Source organism: Dyadobacter chenhuakuii (assembly GCF_023821985.2).
GTDB classification, from domain to species: domain Bacteria; phylum Bacteroidota; class Bacteroidia; order Cytophagales; family Spirosomataceae; genus Dyadobacter; species Dyadobacter chenhuakuii.
The window spans coordinates 1,251,661-1,268,926 of sequence record NZ_CP098805.1; the positions used below are offsets into that span (position 1 = coordinate 1,251,661).

A 17,266-nucleotide genomic window follows, 5' to 3' on the forward strand; every position below is an offset into this window, starting at 1 on the left:
GGATGCTCTTGTTCGTTAAATCAGGGTCTTCGGGATTTCAATGTCAACTTTCAGTCCCTTGGGCTGCTGACTGATGATCTGCACTTTCCCGCGCAGACTTTCTACTCGGTTCTTCACATTTTTAAGCCCTACACCTTGCCGCGAAGGCTCCACCATGCCATTGCCATTGTCAATGATCGTCAGGTGAATGTTCTTGTTTTCGGTGAGGTTAATGCTTGCCTTGTTCGCGCCGGAATGCTTGATAATGTTGTTGGTGAGTTCCAGAACAATGCTGTAAAGCTCAAATTCCGTCTTGTTATTCAAACGATGCGACATGCCGGAAACATTAAAACTGAATTCGATATTCTTGTTCTCGTTCATCTTGTCGATCAGCCGGTGCATTGCCATCACGAGCCCGTGCTCTTCCAGTTCGGGCGGCATCAGGTTGTGTGACAGGCTGCGTACTTCCCGGTAAGCTGCGCCTACCATCTGATGTACGCTTTCATAGATTTTTTGCTCCTCCGGTGAAAGCACTTTTTTATCAATACCAAACAAATACCAGTTCAATGAGGCAAGCGTTCCGCCCAGGTTGTCATGGAGTTCGGCTGCAACACGTTTACGCTCAATCGCTTGCCCACGCGCCATCGCTTCGCTGATCTCCGCATTCTTCCTGCGCAGTTTCTTGTTGTTAAACCAGAGAAATGCAGCAAATGCAATGATCAGACATGAAAAACCAATCAGAAACCGCTGCACAGTGCGCTGCTCGGCAATGATCTTATTCTGAATTTGCGAGTCCATGATCTGATTGTCATAGCTCAGCTGAAACATGGTGTATTGTCTCTGAACATATTCCGTGTGAAGCATACGCCGGTTGAAGATCACCTTTTCCATGTAATCGAGCGCTTCCCGGAACATTTTCTTGTTCTTATAGGCCCGCGCGAGCGATAGTAACGCCCAGTTGGTCTGCTGCGAAGAGTGGAATATTGTTGAATAATCCAGCGCGCGTGCGGCAGTCGTGATCGCCAGCTCGTTCTGATTGCTCAGGCAATAAATGTTGGCCAGATCATTCAGTACATTAAGCTCTCCGTAACGGTTGTTTATTTTCTGAAACAGCACAAGCGAGCGTTTCAGCAAATCCTCCGCTTGTTCGCGTTCTTTCCGGATGACGTGCAGGTAACCCCGGTTTTGGAGCACCGTAGCCCGGCCCCAATCCGAGTTCATCTTGTCAAAACGCGCATAAGCCTGCTCATAATAGGGGATCGCCTCTGCAAACAAGCTTTTTTCCCGGTAAGAATTTCCCAGGGCATTGATGCAAGTCGCAGCCGAGCTGTCCTCGCCAAGCTCTTCAAAAATGGCGATGGCCTGCCGGTAATTTATCTGTGCGGAATCCCACTGCCGGTATTCAGAATAGCTTTCGGCAAGGAAATACTTTGAGTAAGCTGTGTAAAAGGGCAGGTCTTTGGACAGCGACATGGTTTCGTTAGAGAGCTCCCGGAGCACGTCATAACTGCCATCCATCAGATAGTAAGTGCTTAATAAATTGTAAGCGAGTATTTTACCTTTGCTCCACCGGTGTTTCTGTGAAAGTCTCAACACATGTTTGGAATAAAACATGGCCTTTTCAGCATCCTGAAACAAATATTCTTTCGCGAACTGGTGATATTTTAAGATCAGGACGGTGTCTTCTGCAAAACCCTCGACGGGGACAGCTTCAACGACCTCTTTCTTTGCACCAACACTATCATTATGGTCAGAAACAGAAGTACAACGACTCCCGCTTACCAGCGTTGCCAAAGACAAGATCGTTAAAAGTCTGTACAAATTACCCATAGACTAAACTGCCGCTACGGGTAAAATGGGCCACCAGAAGCAGCAAGTGTAGGTTTTCATATAGGTCGTCGAGTGTAGATTAGAGATCCAAAGATAAAAAGTAATTATAAAAGCGCAGGACTATCGGGCCTTAAAAGTGAGGGATGTGGTATATTTCCCGCAAAAAATTACAATTTACTTACAAAAGGGTTGTCTTTTATATAAAACCGGTAAAGCAACTCTTTACCGACATTAATTCCAATGCGTACAGACGATCCGATTTCAAGATCCTGCACTTCCCGATCATGAATGTACAGGGGCCCGCCAGTCAATAATATGTTGTTGTGCAACGATCTTTCTATGCCCATGGCCCTTGCCAGATTTCCCGGACCTTTGCACAACTCATTTACTTTCAACTGCTTCGTGCGGATTTTCGGGGCCGTCTTGCCGGGGATCAGCGACCGGCGCAATTCCATCAACTCAATGCCTTTTACGGGCTGCAACGCGCGGATCAGCACTGCCTCGCCGATGCCTTCGTGGTTGCTGACCACATTAAAACATTCGTACATACCGTAGATCAGATATACGTAGCTCGTGCCCGCAATCCCATACATGGGTTCCGTACGCGCTGTGCGCCTGTTGTATGCGTGACAGGCAGGATCATCGGAAAGATAAGCTTCGGTTTCAACGATAATACCGCTGGTAACGCCATCCGGACTCTCATGAACGAGCTCGCAGCCCAGTAATTTCTCCGCCAGCGAGCGCGTGTCATAAGCAGCGTAAAAAGATAATGGCAGTATGCTATCCGGCACCGGTTAGATAATGTTCATAGTTTGTTCCTTGATCTTTTCAAGCTCATCCTTCATTTGAACAACCAAATGCTGGATCGTTGCATCATTCGCTTTCGAGCCGATTGTATTGATCTCACGGCCGATTTCCTGTGCTATGAAGTTCAGCTTTTTACCGTTGCTTTCAGGCGATTGCAATGTTTCTGTGAAATAGGTAAGGTGGTTGGCAAGCCTAATTTTCTCTTCCGAAATGTCAAATTTCTCTACGTAATAGATCAGTTCCTGCTCAAATCGGTTGGTATCGAAGTTATCATCCGCAAGAAGCTCCCTGATCTGCTTTTCAAGCCGCTCGCGAACAGCCGGAATTCTTAATTTGTCTTGCTCGGAAACGCTGTTCAGCAAAGTTTGAATGGTGTTAATATACTCTGTGAACTTGTCAGAGGTCATTTTGCCTTCCTGCTCCCTGAAAACCGAGCATTTGCGGATCGCTTCCATCACAGCCACTTTAATCTGCGTCCAGTCATTTTCTTTGCTGGAATCATCAACCGTTTCGTTATTATAAGCGTTAGGCATTTGCAGCGCAATGCGGAACAATTCCGTAAAATCCGGGCTGAACCCAATGGCTGACGCAGTATCAGAAAGGTCTGTATAGTAGGCATTTACCAGCGCTCTGTTAACAGAAGTTGAAGCAACTGTTTTTCCAACCGGCTGAACTGTCAATGTAAACTCAACTTTACCGCGTTCAAGCGACTGAGTGAGCAAGTTGCGGATCTCGATTTCGCGTTCAGAAAACTGCCTTGGAATGCGGCAGTAAATGTCCAGAAACTTAGAATTCAGCGTTTTTATTTCAACCGTAACATTTATGGAATCGGATTCGATGTTGGATACACCGTATCCGGTCATTGATTTTAACATTGGTTTTTGATCTAGGTAAAATGGATGTAAAGCACCGCCCCGTAAGCCAGCCGCCGAGTGTTAGTTATTAAACCGCTGCTTTCCCCCGGACTTGGCAGGATGCTGGCTTTCAGATTGTTGTGGTTTTGAAATTAATGCATGCTTATTAATATCCTCGTTCACCACCCGGAACCTGGAAACGTCGCATGCCAGGTAAATGGCTTGAAGCAAGGAGCCGGGTTCTGCTATATTTTTGCCTGCAATGTTGTAGGCCGTTCCGTGATCAGGGGAAGTTCTTACCGCCGAAAGTCCGGCTGTGAAGTTCACACCTTCGTTGAATGCAAGGGTTTTAAAAGGAATCAAACCCTGGTCGTGATACATGGCTAAGACAGCGTCGTACTGCTTGTAAGTAGCGGCAGCAAAGAAGCCATCTGCCGGAAAAGGACCGAATACAAGGTTGCCTTTTTCCTTAAAATTCTTGATTACGGGCGTAATGACATCTATTTCTTCGTTTCCAAGCAAACCGTTTTCCCCGGCGTGCGGGTTAAGCCCCAGTAAGGCCAGTTTGGGTTTTTTTATGCCAAAATCCCCTTTCAACGATTGCAACATCTGCTCAATTTTAGCCGTCAGCTTCTCGGTTGTAACATTGGTGCTGACCTTGTCAAGCGGAATGTGCCCAGACAGAACGCCAACGCGAAGTTCGCCGGAGACCATAAACATTAACGCATCTTCTTTGCCGAAAGACTGCGCCAGAAACTCCGTATGACCCGGAAATTTGAAATCTTCACTCTGAATGTTGTCCTTATTGATCGGCCCTGTTACCAGCGCCTGTATTTTTCCTTCTTTCAGGTCTTCGACGGCTCTTTTCAATGATGCAAAAGATCCTTGTCCTGCCTCCGGGGTTATCTTTCCTGGCTGGATTTCGGTTTGATGGTCGTGCCAGCAAGTGATGACGTTGGTAAGCTTCGGATTGGCCTGATCTGCTTTTTGAATGCCGTGTAAAGTCCATTCTTTCATTTCAAACAGATTGCGATACTGGTTAAGCACGCGCAACGATCCGTAAATGATGGGTGTGCACAATTTTGCTAACTGATTCCCTTCTAGTGCTTTGAGTATAACTTCCGGCCCGATTCCGTTGTAATCGCCTAATGTAATTCCTATAACAGGTTTATCGCTGATTTGATCGCTCATGTAGGTTTAATGCTGTTGTAACTGTTCTTCTGAGTAATTCTGTATTACTTTTGCGCAATGTCTGACCGGCAAGTTACAAAAAATCCCGTGCTCCTATGAAAATCCTGATCGCAGACTCTATGCATCCCTCGCTTTTTGAAATGTTACGGGATGAAGGCTGGGATTATTCCTATCACCCGGAATTCCGCCGGGAAGATATATTAGACAACATTGCGGGTTACGCAGGGCTCATGATCCGCAGCAAAACGAATGTTGACGAAGAAATGCTTGCTGCGGCAACCGATCTGCGATTTATAGCCAGGGCAGGAGCAGGGCTCGACCTCATCGATCTGGAAGCCGCTGCAAAACGCGACATAGAAGTTTTCCACGCTGGAACTGGGAACCGCGATGCCGTGGCTGAACACGCAGTTGGAATGCTGCTTGCCCTTTTTAACAACATATTACGGGCCGACCGCCAGGTTCGCAGCGGAACATGGGACCGGGAAGGAAATAGAGGCGTGGAGCTTTTGAAAAAAACCGTGGGCATTATTGGCTACGGAAACAATGGTTCTGCCACTGCCCGGCGACTGAGCGGATTTGGCTGCCGCGTGCTTGCGTATGACAAATACCGTGACAATTACAGCGACGCCTACGCCACTGAATCCAGTCTGGAAGAGATTATGCAGCAAGCGGACGTTATAAGCCTGCACATTCCATTGACGGAGATTACGCGTTATATCGTCAATGATGATTTTGTAAACAATTTTTCCAAGCCTTTTTACTTAGTAAACCTTTCACGGGGCGAAACTGTGAGCCTTGACGCAGTTGTCAATGGATTAAAGTCCGGTAAGATCCTGGGTGCTTGTCTGGATGTGTTGGAAAATGAAAAGATCAGCAAACTGACGGACGGGCAACAGGAGACATTCGATTACCTGCGGGCCTCGGATAATGTAGTGCTCACCCCGCACATTGCAGGCTGGACACATGAGAGTTACGTACGTATCAATGAAGTGTTGATTGAACAGATACGGAGCTGGATCTGACCAAAACATCGACTTTCAACAAACCAAACAGTGACTGTCACAGTCAAAACGGAACCGGCTATAAACAAATATGCCGACCAAAGGTCGGCACGTTTGCATCTATTAGCCATGAAAAATAAAATACTTACTTACCAAGTGTACCTCTCAGTGCACGTGGGATCTCAACTGAAGCAATCGGGTTGCTTGCGGCTGTTAATATAACGAAATTTTCAGCCTTAACTGCACCAACCTTAACAGATTTTCCTAAATCCAGCTCAGTTACATCAACATCTACGTAGTCTGGAATGTTCTCAGCCAAACCTTGTACACGCAATTTACGCAATTTTTGGTTCATTTTACCACCTTTCATAACACCAGATGATGTACCAGTCAATTTAACGGGAACGTCAACTTTAATTTCTTTGCCGTCAACGATCTGCAAGAAATCCGCGTGGATCAATGAGTCGTTAACAGGGTGAAATTGTCTTTCCTGCAAGATGGCATTATATAGAGTACCCTCGATATTGAGCGTAACATTAAAAATATCCGGTGTGAAAAGCAACTCGCGGAACAACATAGCCGGTGCATAAAAATGAACCTGCTCAGCTCCACCATACAGCACAGACGGAACATAACCTTGTGAACGTAGTTCGGTCGCTTCCGTCTTGCCGAGATTCGCTCTTTTAAACCCTACAATCTCATGCGTTTTCATAAGAATATTTAATTAAGAAGATAAAAAATAAAAAAATTTACTGATAATTTATAAACAAAGAACTAATAGATTCATGATCACGGATACGCCCGATGGCTTTTGCGAATAATTCTGCAACCGACAATACGCGTATTTTATCATTCTGTTGCTTCAAAGGAATCGTATCAGTGATAATCAGCTCTTCCAAAACAGAATTGGCAATATTTTCGTGCGCTTTACCCGACATAATCGCGTGGGTACTAATGGCCCGCACAGAATTGGCCCCTTTTTCGATAATCAATTCAGCAGCTTTGCAAAGTGTGCCACCGGTGTCAATCAAATCATCCACCAGTACAACATCCATGCCTTCCACATCCCCGATCACCTGCATACTCGCGATTTCATTTGCCCGTTTCCGGTGCTTATCGCAAAGGATCATATCAACATTCAAAAACTTCGCAAAATTACGCGCCCTCGCTGCTCCACCCATATCCGGCGACGCAATCAGCAGGTTTTTGAGGTTCAGGGATTTAATGTAGGGAACGAAAATAGACGTTCCTTCCAAATGGTCAACAGGAAGGTCAAAAAAGCCCTGGATCTGTCCTGCGTGCAAATCAACTGTCATCAGACGATCCACGCCGACAGAAGTAAGCAGGTTAGCAACCACTTTCGCAGCAATCGCCACACGTGGCTTATCTTTACGGTCCTGCCTAGCGTAACCAAAGTAAGGAATTACTACAGTCACATAATGAGCAGAAGCGCGACGTGCGGCATCCACCATTAAAAGCAATTCCATCAGATTGTCAGCCGGAGGAAAAGTGGACTGGATCAGGAAAACGTCGCACCCTCTAACCGATTCTTCGAAGCTGGGCGAAAGCTCTCCGTCACTGAATTTCCTTAATGTATAACCTCCCAGCTCTTTGCCATAATACCTGGCAATGTCTTTGGCCAAATATTCGGATTGACTTCCCGAAAATATTTTTACTGTATTAAATGAACCCATTGGCCAAACTGAAATTTGCGCAAAATTAAATAAAATCGATCAGATACGGTAATATCTGGTCAAAAAAGTATGGTAAAGTTTCAAACAAAGCCACCCGACCGTCAGGCCGATCATGCAGCCGATCACAATATCTGCGGGATAATGTACGCCTACATAGACCCTGCTATACGAATAAATAGCGGCCCAGATGAACAGGAACCACATGTACGGCAATTTTGTCCGTAAAAAAGCAAACCAGGTCATTGCCACAGCAAAACTTGTGGAAGCATGCGATGATGCAAAACCATAAAGTCCGCCGCAACCCGTGACCTGATGCACCAAACCCTGCAATTCGGGTTCGTGACAAGGCCTGTACCGAACGAAATAAGGCTTCATAAGTCCGGATGTGATCTTATCAGCAATGATCACTGCAATCAGCACAACGGCGAGCTCTGCCAGTCCTTTTTTCCAATCCTTTCTTAAATGGACTGCGATCAGGACAATGTACATGGGAATCCACGTGTATTTGTATGTGATCCAATACATTAAGGTGTCGAGCCAGGGCACATGCTGACCGTTTAACCAGAGAAAAAGATCCTGGTCGGAATTGATCAGCATGTCAACGCTTTCTGTCATGAGCTGAAACCGAGAACTTTACGGACTTTCGCAATCGTTTCCTGCGCAATAGCGCGCGCTTTCGTCTCGCCTGCTACAAGGATGGCTTCCAGCTCTTGCTCATTTTCCATATAATAGTTGAAAATGCGGCGCGGCTCAGCGAATTTTTCCAGCATACATTCCAATAATGCTTGTTTGGCGTGCCCGTAGCCGTAACCGCCATTCAGATAGTTCTGACGCATGGTAGCAACGTCGCTTTCAGAGGCGATGAGGCTGTACAGCTTAAATGTAATGTCTGTTTCGGGATCCTTTGGTTCTTCCAAGGGCGTGGAGTCAGAAACAATCTTTTTAATCGATTTTTTCAACTCGTTTTCCGGAACGAATATATCAATGTAGTTGTGGTAAGACTTACTCATTTTCTGGCCGTCGACGCCCGGAATCGTCATGATGCGCTCGTCAATTTGCGGTTCGGGCAACACCAGCATTTCCTCTCCGGCGATTTGATTGAAGCGTGTGGCAATGTCCTTTGTCATCTCCAGATGCTGCTTCTGGTCTTTTCCTACCGGGATAATGTTCGCATTATAAAGCAAGATATCCGCAGCCTGCAAAACCGGGTAAGTAAACAAGCCAGCATTCACATCCGCCAGCTTCTCTGATTTTTCTTTGAAAGACGTCGCATTCGCCAGCATTGGAAACGGTGTAAAACAATTGAGATACCAAGCCAGTTCAGTATGTTCCTGAATTCTGGACTGTCTCCAAAAAACGTTTTTCTCAAAATCGAAACCGAACGCTATCCAGGTTGCCGCAATAGCACGTGCATATTCATGTCTTAATTTCCCATCTTTAATAGAAACAAGCGAATGAAGGTCCGCGATAAAAAAGAAGGATTCATTGTCAGGGTTTCTTGAAAGTTCAATAGCGGGAACGATCGCCCCCAAAATATTCCCCAAATGGGGCCTTCCACTACTTTGAATGCCTGTTAGGATTCTGGCCATTTATAGTTTGTTACTGGTATTATTTTGTTGAATCAATTATAGAACGAATTTCCTTAATAGGAATAGTTTCTTTTTCGGACTTATCGTAAATGGTAATTAACACTAACTCGTTGTCAGTGAACATGAAATGTGTAATTATCCTAATTCCTCCACTTTTGCCTTTCCCTTTACTTTTTACTGGCCATCTGATTTTGAAAATTTCAGAACCAAGCGGCTTTCCGGTAGTTGGGTTTTCCGTCAGATTTATGATAAGTTTTTGAATGTCTGTGTATAGAGACGGATATTTTTTTGCTAGCCTTTTGTATTCTCGTCTAAATTCGTGTGTGTAAGTGATTTCAATCATTGATAAATGTGCTAATCTTTGAATAAATCGTTGATGTGAGGTTTTGGTAATTTCCCTTCCTTCATAAGTTTCACTTCTTTCAATCCCCGGGCTAGCGAATCAAGTATCTTTTGCTTCCTCAACTTAGCTTGTAATTGCTCCCATTCTTCATTTGGAACAACGACAGCGGTTTTTTTAGTATACTCCTTCAATAAAAATGGACGGTTCATAGCTTTCTCCTGATTATCAGTTTTTAAGAGATTTTCCAATTTCTAATTTGTCAAAATTCGTTAAATTGAATCACAAAACGTAGTAAATTTGAATTTTATAGCTTCACCAAGATACGATGGAATCCAAAACACTTCACTTTTTAAGTCAACTAGCCGAAAATAATAACAGGGATTGGTTCCAGCAAAATAGAAAGGATTACGATGCAGCAAAGGCGGATTTGGAGCAACTGGTCGCTTACCTGATCCAGGAAGTGGGCAAGTTTCAGGATCTGGGCAATTTGCAAGTCAAAGAATGTATTTTCAGGATCAACCGCGATATCCGGTTTTCAAAAAATAAAGCACCCTACAAAAATAACCTGAGTGCGGGCATCGGCCCGGGTGGCAAGGGCTCCGGGAAAATCGACTATTATCTTCAAATACAGCCAGGTAACAAGACGTTTCTGGGCGGCGGCATGTGGGAAACCACACCCGAGCAACTGGCCAGATTTCGTCAGGAGATCGATTACAATGCGGATGAGTTGAAGCAGATTATCCATGACAAAGAATTTCATGCCTATTACCCGAACATCGAAGGCGAGGCTTTGAAAACGACGCCAAAAGGTTACGCCAAAGATCATCCTGAGATTGAGCTCCTGAAACAGAAGCAACTTTTTTTCTCTCACACTTTCACAGATAAAGAAGTGGCTTCCAAGGACTTTGGAAAAATGGTCGTAAAAGGCATTTCGATCCTTAAACCTTTTACGGATTATATGAATTATGTTATATATGAACAGCCTGCGGAGTCCTGAATCTGAGTGCCTGCCTTTCTGATTAGTCCACAATTCCAAATTACATTTTAGCGTATGCAATTTTCACACTTGCACTGCCACACCCAATTTTCACTTCTCGACGGTGCGGCGGATATAAAAAAGCTTTTCAAAAAGGCCAAGGAAGACAATATGCCTGCCGTTGCCATCACGGATCATGGAAACATGTTTGGCGTGTTCGAATTTGTAGCGGAAGGCAATAAGCAGGGAATTAAGCCGATTGTAGGATGCGAATTTTATGTGGTGGAAGACCGGCATATCCGACAGTTTACAAAAGATAAAAAGGACGTCCGGCATCACCAGTTGCTGCTGGCAAAAGACGAACAGGGATACAAAAACCTGGTTAAAATGTGTTCGCTCGGCTTTATAGAGGGAATGTATGGCAAGTATCCCCGGATTGATAAAGAGCTGATTGTCAAGTATCATAAGGGATTAATTGCCACGACTTGCTGCATTGGAGCTATTATTCCGAAGACCATTTTAAGAAAGAGTGAAGAGGAAGCGGAGAGGGAATTTAAATGGTGGCTGGATCTGTTCGGAGAAGATTTCTATGTGGAATTGCAACGCCATGAGATCCGCGATCAATTAATTGTGAACCAGGTTCTTGTCAAATTTGCCAGGAAATACAATGTTAAGATTATCGCCTCCAATGACTCGCATTATGTGGATCAGGAAGACTGGAATGCGCATGATATCTTGCTGTGTATCAATACGGGCGATAAGCAAAGCACGCCTTCGGCAAAGGATTTTGACGATGATAAAGGCATTCCGAAAGGCTCGCGTTTCGCGTTTTTCAATGATCAGTTTTATTTCAAAAACACCAGCGAAATGATGAAGCTGTTCAACGACTTGCCCGAGTCGCTGGACAATACGAATGAAATTGTAGATAAAATAAAAGCCCTGGATCTGCGGAAAGATATTCTGCTGCCTAATTTCCCGATTCCCGAAGAATTTAAGACGCATACTTTGTCGGAAATGTTTGGTAAAAAGGAGCTTACGGCCGATGTGTTAAACCAGTGGGAATATCTCAAACACCTTACATTCGAAGGGGCGAAGTTCAAATATGGAACGATAACGCCTGAGATAGAGGACCGTCTGAACTTTGAGCTGCAAACGATCCGGAACATGGGTTTTCCGGGTTACTTCCTGATCGTGGCCGATTTTATTGACGCAGGCCGCAAAATGGGCGTTTTCATTGGTCCAGGACGTGGTTCGGCAGCCGGCTCCGTGGTGGCCTATTGCACCGGGATCACCAACATTGACCCGATCAAGTACGACCTGCTTTTCGAGCGTTTCCTGAATCCTGACCGTATTTCACTTCCTGATATTGATACGGATTTCGATGATGAAGGCCGTCAGAAAGTGATCGATTATGTTGTTAAAAAATATGGCTATAACCAGGTTGCGCAAATTGTAACATACGGCACGATGGCCGCCAAATCGGCGATCAAGGACGTAGCGCGCGTGATGGACCTGCCGCTTGCAGATGCTAATATGCTCGCGAAACTTGTTCCGGACAAGCCCACCTATAATATGACGCTTAACCGGATCTTTACAGCGCCGCTGGAAGGAGAGGGGAGTTTGACGAAGAAAGAAGGAATTGCGCCTGAGGAGTTGGATAATGTGAAGAAAATGCGCGCTATTGCACTAGGCAACGACTTGCAGGCAAGCGTTTTACAAGAAGCAAGAAGGCTGGAAGGAACTGTGCGAAACACGGGAATTCACGCAGCAGGGATCATTATCGCTCCAAGTGATTTAACTGAAATCATTCCCGTAAGCACATCCAAAGATTCCGACTTCCTGATTACGCAATATCAGGGGAAGATTATTGAAGATGCGGGGGTTATTAAGATGGACTTTTTGGGTCTGCGAAACCTGACGATCATTAAGGAAGCATTGCGGCTGATCAAGCAGAACCATAATGTCGATATAGTGATCGACGACATTCCGCTGGACGATCCCAAAGTGTTTGAATTGTTCCAGAGAGGTGAAACCAACGCGATTTTCCAGTTTGAATCCGATGGGATGAAAAAATATATGCGCGACCTGATCCCCGATCGTTTCGAGCACTTGATCGCCATGAACGCATTATACCGCCCGGGTCCGATCGCCTACATTCCGAACTTCATCCGCCGTAAAAATGGATTAGAGGAAGTAACATATGATTTACCGGAACTGGAAGAGTATCTGGCGGATACATACGGGATTACGGTTTACCAGGAGCAAGTAATGCTTCTGTCCCAAAAGCTGGGCGGATTCACCAAAGGACAAGCTGATACATTGCGTAAAGCAATGGGTAAGAAGCAGATAGAAACGCTGAACAAAATGAAGGGCGACTTCATGAAAGGCGGCGCGGAGAAAGGCCTGGATACCAAAAAGCTCGAAAAGATCTGGACGGACTGGGAGGCTTTTGCATCTTATGCATTTAACAAATCCCACTCGACATGCTACGCCTTCGTTGCTTACCAGACAGCCTATCTGAAAGCGCATTATACCGCAGAATACATGTCTGCTGTATTGACGAGCTCGCTGGGCAACATTGAAAAGATCACATTCTTCATGGAGGAATGTAAAGCGCAGGGATTGAAGGTTTTAGGGCCGGATATTAATGAGTCTGACAGGCAGTTCAATGCAAATAAGAAAAGTGAGATCCGTTTTGGACTGGCAGGTGTGAAGGGAAGCGGCGACGCGGCCGTGGAATCCATCATCGAGGAGAGGAATCAGAACGGGCCGTTTAAAGATATATTTGATTTTATCATTCGCGTCAACCTGCGAACCGTTAATAAGAAGACGATAGAAAGTCTGGCTTATGCAGGTGGATTCGACTGTTTTCCGGAATATCACCGTGCGCAGTATTTTGCAACCGAGCCGGGAGAGTCAGGAACATTTATTGAAAAATTGATCCGTTACGCCAATAATTATCATGCAGAAAAGGCCTCGGCACAGTCGTCGCTTTTTGGTGCATTTGGTGGAAATGAAATATTGATGTCTAAGCCGAAGGCAGCCGAGGTTATGCCTTGGGATGATCTGGCGAAGCTGCGTTATGAGCAGGATGTGGTTGGTTTTTATATTTCCGGGCATCCACTGGATACATTCAGGGTAGAGCTTGACAACTTCTGTAACTGCACGGTAGACAAGGTGATGGAGATCGGTGAAAACGAACGGGCACCCAAATATTTTGGCAAGGAAATCAATGTGGGCGGAATCGTAACGAGTGCGCAGGAACGCATGTCGCGGAATGGCAGCTTGTTTATGATCTTCAAAATCGAGGATTACCGCGGCTCGATGGAAATGCTTTTGGGTGGTGAGGATTACATTCGTTTCAAAAATTACTTACAGGTTGGTCAGTTCCTGTACATTAAAGGCAAGGTGCAGAACCGCTGGAAACAGGAAGATCAGTTTGAGTTTAAAATTTCTCAGATCCAGCTGCTGACCGAAATCCGTGAGAAGATGTGCCGCAAGATCCGTATAAACCTGACTTTGGATCAGATTGACGCGCAGTTTATTCATTTGCTTAACGAAACCTTTGGTAATCACCCCGGTGCGTGCGCGGTAAATATGACCGTTGTAGATCCTGAAACGCATTTGGAAGTGGAAATGGTGTCGCGCGGTTACCGGGTTGCGCCTACGAATGAACTGTTCAAAGTGCTCAATGGATTTCATGGGGTAAAATTCTTTTTAAACTAACCTGATGCAGGGAGAATCAGGAACTTTTAGTGACTTATAATCCTTATTATATCAGATTTATAAAAAAACATTAGACATTTTTTCGACATGGGAAAAGCACTTGAAATTACCGATAGCACCTTTGAAGATCTCATCCAGGGAGATAAACCAGTACTTGTTGACTTTTGGGCTGAATGGTGCGGTCCTTGTAAAATGATCGGACCGGTTGTAGAACAATTGGCCGGTGAATATGAGGGCAAGGCAGTTATTGGTAAAATGGATGTGGATATGAACTCTTCGATACCAGCTAAATTCGGTATTCGCAGTATCCCAACATTGATGATTTTTAAAGGCGGACAATTAGTAGATAAAGTTGTAGGTGTTGTGCCAAAAACAACTTTGGAAGATAAATTAAACGCACAAATCGAGGCTACTGTTTTGTAGTAAGCGTTTTGTAGAAAGACTAAAAGCTTCCATCCGGAAGCTTTTTTTTGTGAGCACTAGTTTGGAAATGGTATATAATTATATACCTTTGAATTCAACACTTTGCTCACACTATCAATGAAATATTCAGAGTTTCACCGTATCATACGGCGTAATGGCTGGTTGCTTGTCAGGACGCGAGGCAGTCATTGTCTTTATAAGAAAGACGGCGTTACTTATGCTGTGGCCAATCACGGTTCCAAAGAGATGGCGGAGCCTACGCGTTTGGCGGCGATCAAAATTATGGGCTTAGACATACAAAAAAGATGAAAATCATTAAGGTGCTCATAGGGCGAAGTAAAGATTTTTACGGTGCGCATTCTATGAATGTAAAAGGCATCAATGGTGGCGGGGAGACTATCGAAGAAGTTAAAAAGTCAGTGATGGAATGCATTGAGATCATCAAGACTTTTGATGACAAAAATATCCCAGCTGCCTTAAAAGGCGAGTATGAAATTGAGTGGCGGCTGGATGTAGGCAGCTTTTTGCAATATTACAAAGGTATTTTTAGCCAAACGGGCATTGCGCGCTTGACTGGAATCAATGAAAAGCTCTTAAACCACTATGCTTCCGGTTTGAAAAAGCCCCGTCCCGCGCAAGCGAAAAAGATTGAAGCTGCACTGCACCAACTGGGCAGTGAGCTTCTGGCGTTGAAATTGTAGCGATCAGTCTATTCGCTAATTTCGATCTCGAACTTCGCTTCGAACTTGTTGCCGGCAGCCAGCTTCAAAATGCCCTCTTTGGTTTCAAAGTTCTGGTCCGAGTCGGCGCTGTCGGCTATCCCTAGCCAGGGTTCGATGCAAACAAAGTTGCCGCCGGGTTTTGCCCAGATGCCAAGATATTTGAAGTCGTCGTAATGCAGGGTGATAACTTGTGGAGATTTTGTGCTTCGGAGACTTACTTGTTTTGAAACCAAATGTTTGAAAATCAGCGCATCGTTGTCAAACAAATGTCTGTTTAAGTGAAGGATATTGGTGTTTTCGAAAACAGGCTTTGTGGTATTCCCTACCAGGCCGTCTTTCTCTAACAGCCAGGTTGCGTCATTTTCAACAGCGTAGAATTCAAGATAGTAATCCTCGTAAACCTCATTGTCATGCATAGGACATTTAAATGCGGGATGTCCACCCAGCGAGAATAACATTTCGTCATTTCCGTGATTGATCACTTCATGATTGACAATGATCCGCTTTTCTTGCAGGCCGTAAGTAATGCGGAATTCAAATTCGAATGGGTAAATTTCTAATGTTTTTTCACTGAATTTAAGTCCGAATGTGAGGCTGTCGTTCGTTTGGTCGACAAGTTTTACGTCCGCATTATTTCGGATAAAACCGTGTCGCGGGACTGCATATTGCTTGCCTTTGTAGTTTACAAAACCATCCTTAATCGCTCCAATCACGGGGAAAAGTACCGGTGCATAACTCGCCCAAACCTCCGGATCGGCGTCCCACAAAAAGCCTTTCCCTGTAATGGCTGACTGGATCTGGCAAAGTTCCGCGCCTTTTTCCTGCACGGAAATTTTTAGAAAATGGTTTTCGATTGAGTAGTTCATATGTTGCTATCGTTCAAAACGGATAATATTACGTCGCAAGCTTCGCGGATCTGGTCTTCGGTAATGGTAAGCGGCGGGGCAATGCGCATGGAGTTGTCGCAAAACAAAAACCAGTCGGTAACTACGCCGCGTTCAATGCAGCGATCAATGGTGTCCTTCAACTTTGCGAATGATTCCATTTCCGCCGCGAGCATCAAGCCTCTTCCTCTTACTTCCTTAATGGCCGGATGGACCAGCAATGCTTTGAAAAGTGCTCCTTTTTCGATGGCAGACGCCGCCAGGCCTTCCTCTAATGTTACTTGCAGTGCCGCCAGCGAAGACGCGCAGCTTACCGGATGCCCGCCAAATGTGGTAATGTGGCCAAGTATTGGATTGTTTTTGAAAACACGCATGATTTCCTGCGAAGCCATAAAGGCACCAATCGGCATTCCGCCGCCCATTCCTTTGGCACTGAGCAATATGTCGGGGTAAACATTAAACTGCTTAAAGGCCCAGAACGATCCCGTACGGCCATATCCTGACTGAATTTCATCAAAAATTAAAAGCGCGCCTGTCTCAGTGCATTTTTTTCGAAGTGCAGGAAAATAGTCATCACCCGGTACACGCACCCCGGATTCTCCTCCAATGACTTCAATGATAACTGCGGCCGTTTTATTTGTTATTTTTTCAATATCCGGCAAGAAACCGTGCTGAATGTGCGTGACGCCGGGAAGCAGCGGGCGGAAATTTCTCTTGAAAAACTCCGCTCCGGCCAGACTTAATGCACCTTGCGTAGCCCCGTGATAAGCATTAAAGCAAGAAACAAATTCATCACGACCGGTAAATCGTTTGGCCAGTTTCATCGCGCCTTCGACTGCTTCCGTCCCGGAATTTGTAAAGTATACATTATCCATCATGCCATATGGCGAAGGATTTGCGCTCGATAACTGTAATGTTTCAGTGAGTGCCTTTGCGAGCTGCACTTGCGTGCTTTGTACATATTCTCCGTACACAAGCAAGTGCATATGCTTTTCAAGTTGCTCATGGACAGCTGCTAACACCTTCGGATGCCTGTGGCCAACATTGCTGACCGCGATTCCGGAAATCAGGTCCATGTATTTCCTGCCGTCCGGGCCGTACATATAGACGCCCTCGGCTTTCACAATTTCCAGGGCAAGCGGGTAATCGGACGTCTGGGCGAGATGATCGAAGAAGTGTTGACGGTGGGATATATGCATTCTAAATGTTCAATACTTTTGAAAAGTATTTTATTAATTATTTTATAA

Annotated in this window: 18 protein-coding genes; 6 read left to right on the forward strand and 12 right to left on the reverse strand. The window is 45.1% G+C overall.

Going from position 1 to position 17,266, the window contains the following annotated elements; all coding sequences use genetic code 11:
- Positions 1 to 15: 15 nt before the first annotated feature.
- The 4 genes from NFI80_RS05170 to pdxA form a co-directional block, all read right to left on the reverse strand.
- Positions 16 to 1,809, reverse strand: a complete 1,794-nt coding sequence (locus NFI80_RS05170) for a tetratricopeptide repeat-containing sensor histidine kinase (protein WP_235164657.1) — start codon at positions 1,807 to 1,809, stop codon at positions 16 to 18.
- A 167-nt stretch (positions 1,810 to 1,976) separates the two neighbouring features.
- The gene (locus NFI80_RS05175; protein ID WP_235164656.1) at positions 1,977 to 2,600 is read right to left on the reverse strand and encodes a DNA-3-methyladenine glycosylase; all 624 of its coding nucleotides are present in this window, start codon (positions 2,598 to 2,600) and stop codon (positions 1,977 to 1,979) included.
- A gap of 3 nt (positions 2,601 to 2,603) precedes the next feature.
- Positions 2,604 to 3,491, reverse strand: coding sequence for a YicC/YloC family endoribonuclease (locus NFI80_RS05180; RefSeq protein ID WP_233798090.1), 888 nt, complete (start codon positions 3,489 to 3,491; stop codon positions 2,604 to 2,606).
- 60 nt (positions 3,492 to 3,551) lie between these two features.
- Positions 3,552 to 4,661 (reverse strand): 4-hydroxythreonine-4-phosphate dehydrogenase PdxA, encoded by a 1,110-nt coding sequence (gene pdxA, locus NFI80_RS05185; RefSeq protein WP_233798091.1) that lies wholly within the window; start codon positions 4,659 to 4,661, stop codon positions 3,552 to 3,554.
- 95 nt (positions 4,662 to 4,756) lie between these two features.
- On the opposite strand from pdxA, the gene NFI80_RS05190 reads away from it, so the two are divergent.
- Positions 4,757 to 5,683, forward strand: a complete 927-nt coding sequence (locus NFI80_RS05190; RefSeq protein WP_235164655.1) for a 2-hydroxyacid dehydrogenase — start codon at positions 4,757 to 4,759, stop codon at positions 5,681 to 5,683.
- Positions 5,684 to 5,807: 124 nt separating this feature from the next.
- Here the strand turns inward: NFI80_RS05190 and NFI80_RS05195 are convergent, their stop codons facing one another.
- Genes NFI80_RS05195 through NFI80_RS05220 form a run of 6 tightly spaced genes read right to left on the reverse strand, consistent with a single transcriptional unit; the run spans position 5,808 to position 9,536 of the window.
- Positions 5,808 to 6,374, reverse strand: coding sequence for a 50S ribosomal protein L25/general stress protein Ctc (locus NFI80_RS05195; protein WP_233798093.1), 567 nt, complete (start codon positions 6,372 to 6,374; stop codon positions 5,808 to 5,810).
- Between the two features lie 37 nt (positions 6,375 to 6,411).
- Positions 6,412 to 7,356, reverse strand: a complete 945-nt coding sequence (locus NFI80_RS05200) for a ribose-phosphate pyrophosphokinase (RefSeq protein ID WP_026632910.1) — start codon at positions 7,354 to 7,356, stop codon at positions 6,412 to 6,414.
- Between the two features lie 39 nt (positions 7,357 to 7,395).
- Positions 7,396 to 7,971 carry a phosphatase PAP2 family protein gene (locus tag NFI80_RS05205; protein WP_235164654.1) on the reverse strand — a complete coding sequence of 192 codons (576 nt, stop codon included), beginning with the start codon at positions 7,969 to 7,971 and terminating at the stop codon, positions 7,396 to 7,398.
- On the reverse strand, positions 7,968 to 8,945 hold the full coding sequence (gene trpS / locus NFI80_RS05210) for a tryptophan--tRNA ligase (RefSeq protein ID WP_235164653.1): 978 nt from the start codon (positions 8,943 to 8,945) through the stop codon (positions 7,968 to 7,970). The genes NFI80_RS05205 and trpS overlap by 4 nt, the downstream gene beginning before the upstream one ends.
- A 19-nt stretch (positions 8,946 to 8,964) precedes the next feature.
- Entirely contained in the window at positions 8,965 to 9,288 is a 324-nt protein-coding gene (locus tag NFI80_RS05215; RefSeq protein WP_233798096.1) for a type II toxin-antitoxin system RelE/ParE family toxin, read from the reverse strand.
- 11 nt (positions 9,289 to 9,299) lie between these two features.
- On the reverse strand, positions 9,300 to 9,536 hold the full coding sequence (locus tag NFI80_RS05220) for a hypothetical protein (protein WP_235164652.1): 237 nt from the start codon (positions 9,534 to 9,536) through the stop codon (positions 9,300 to 9,302).
- A 77-nt stretch (positions 9,537 to 9,613) separates the two neighbouring features.
- Here NFI80_RS05220 and NFI80_RS05225 point away from each other — a divergent pair, with 77 nt between their 5' ends.
- From NFI80_RS05225 to NFI80_RS05240, 5 genes are all read left to right on the forward strand, one after another.
- A complete protein-coding gene (locus NFI80_RS05225; RefSeq protein ID WP_233798098.1) occupies positions 9,614 to 10,285 on the forward strand; it encodes a DUF2461 domain-containing protein in 672 nt (223 codons plus the stop codon).
- A 54-nt stretch (positions 10,286 to 10,339) separates the two neighbouring features.
- Entirely contained in the window at positions 10,340 to 13,990 is a 3,651-nt protein-coding gene (gene dnaE, locus NFI80_RS05230; RefSeq protein ID WP_235164651.1) for a DNA polymerase III subunit alpha, read from the forward strand.
- 87 nt (positions 13,991 to 14,077) lie between these two features.
- Positions 14,078 to 14,413, forward strand: a complete 336-nt coding sequence (gene trxA, locus NFI80_RS05235) for a thioredoxin (protein ID WP_235164650.1) — start codon at positions 14,078 to 14,080, stop codon at positions 14,411 to 14,413.
- Between the two features lie 117 nt (positions 14,414 to 14,530).
- Complete coding sequence (locus NFI80_RS25675; RefSeq protein ID WP_235164649.1) at positions 14,531 to 14,722, forward strand: type II toxin-antitoxin system HicA family toxin; 192 nt, start codon at positions 14,531 to 14,533, stop codon at positions 14,720 to 14,722.
- The gene (locus NFI80_RS05240; RefSeq protein WP_235164648.1) at positions 14,719 to 15,114 is read left to right on the forward strand and encodes a type II toxin-antitoxin system HicB family antitoxin; all 396 of its coding nucleotides are present in this window, start codon (positions 14,719 to 14,721) and stop codon (positions 15,112 to 15,114) included. Before NFI80_RS25675 ends, NFI80_RS05240 begins: the two co-directional genes overlap by 4 nt.
- A gap of 8 nt (positions 15,115 to 15,122) precedes the next feature.
- On the opposite strand, the gene NFI80_RS05245 is transcribed toward NFI80_RS05240, so the two are convergent.
- A complete protein-coding gene (locus tag NFI80_RS05245) occupies positions 15,123 to 16,001 on the reverse strand; it encodes an aldose 1-epimerase family protein (RefSeq protein ID WP_235164647.1) in 879 nt (292 codons plus the stop codon).
- Complete coding sequence (locus tag NFI80_RS05250) at positions 15,998 to 17,218, reverse strand: aspartate aminotransferase family protein (RefSeq protein WP_235164646.1); 1,221 nt, start codon at positions 17,216 to 17,218, stop codon at positions 15,998 to 16,000. The genes NFI80_RS05245 and NFI80_RS05250 overlap by 4 nt, the downstream gene beginning before the upstream one ends.
- Positions 17,219 to 17,266: the final 48 nt, after the last annotated feature.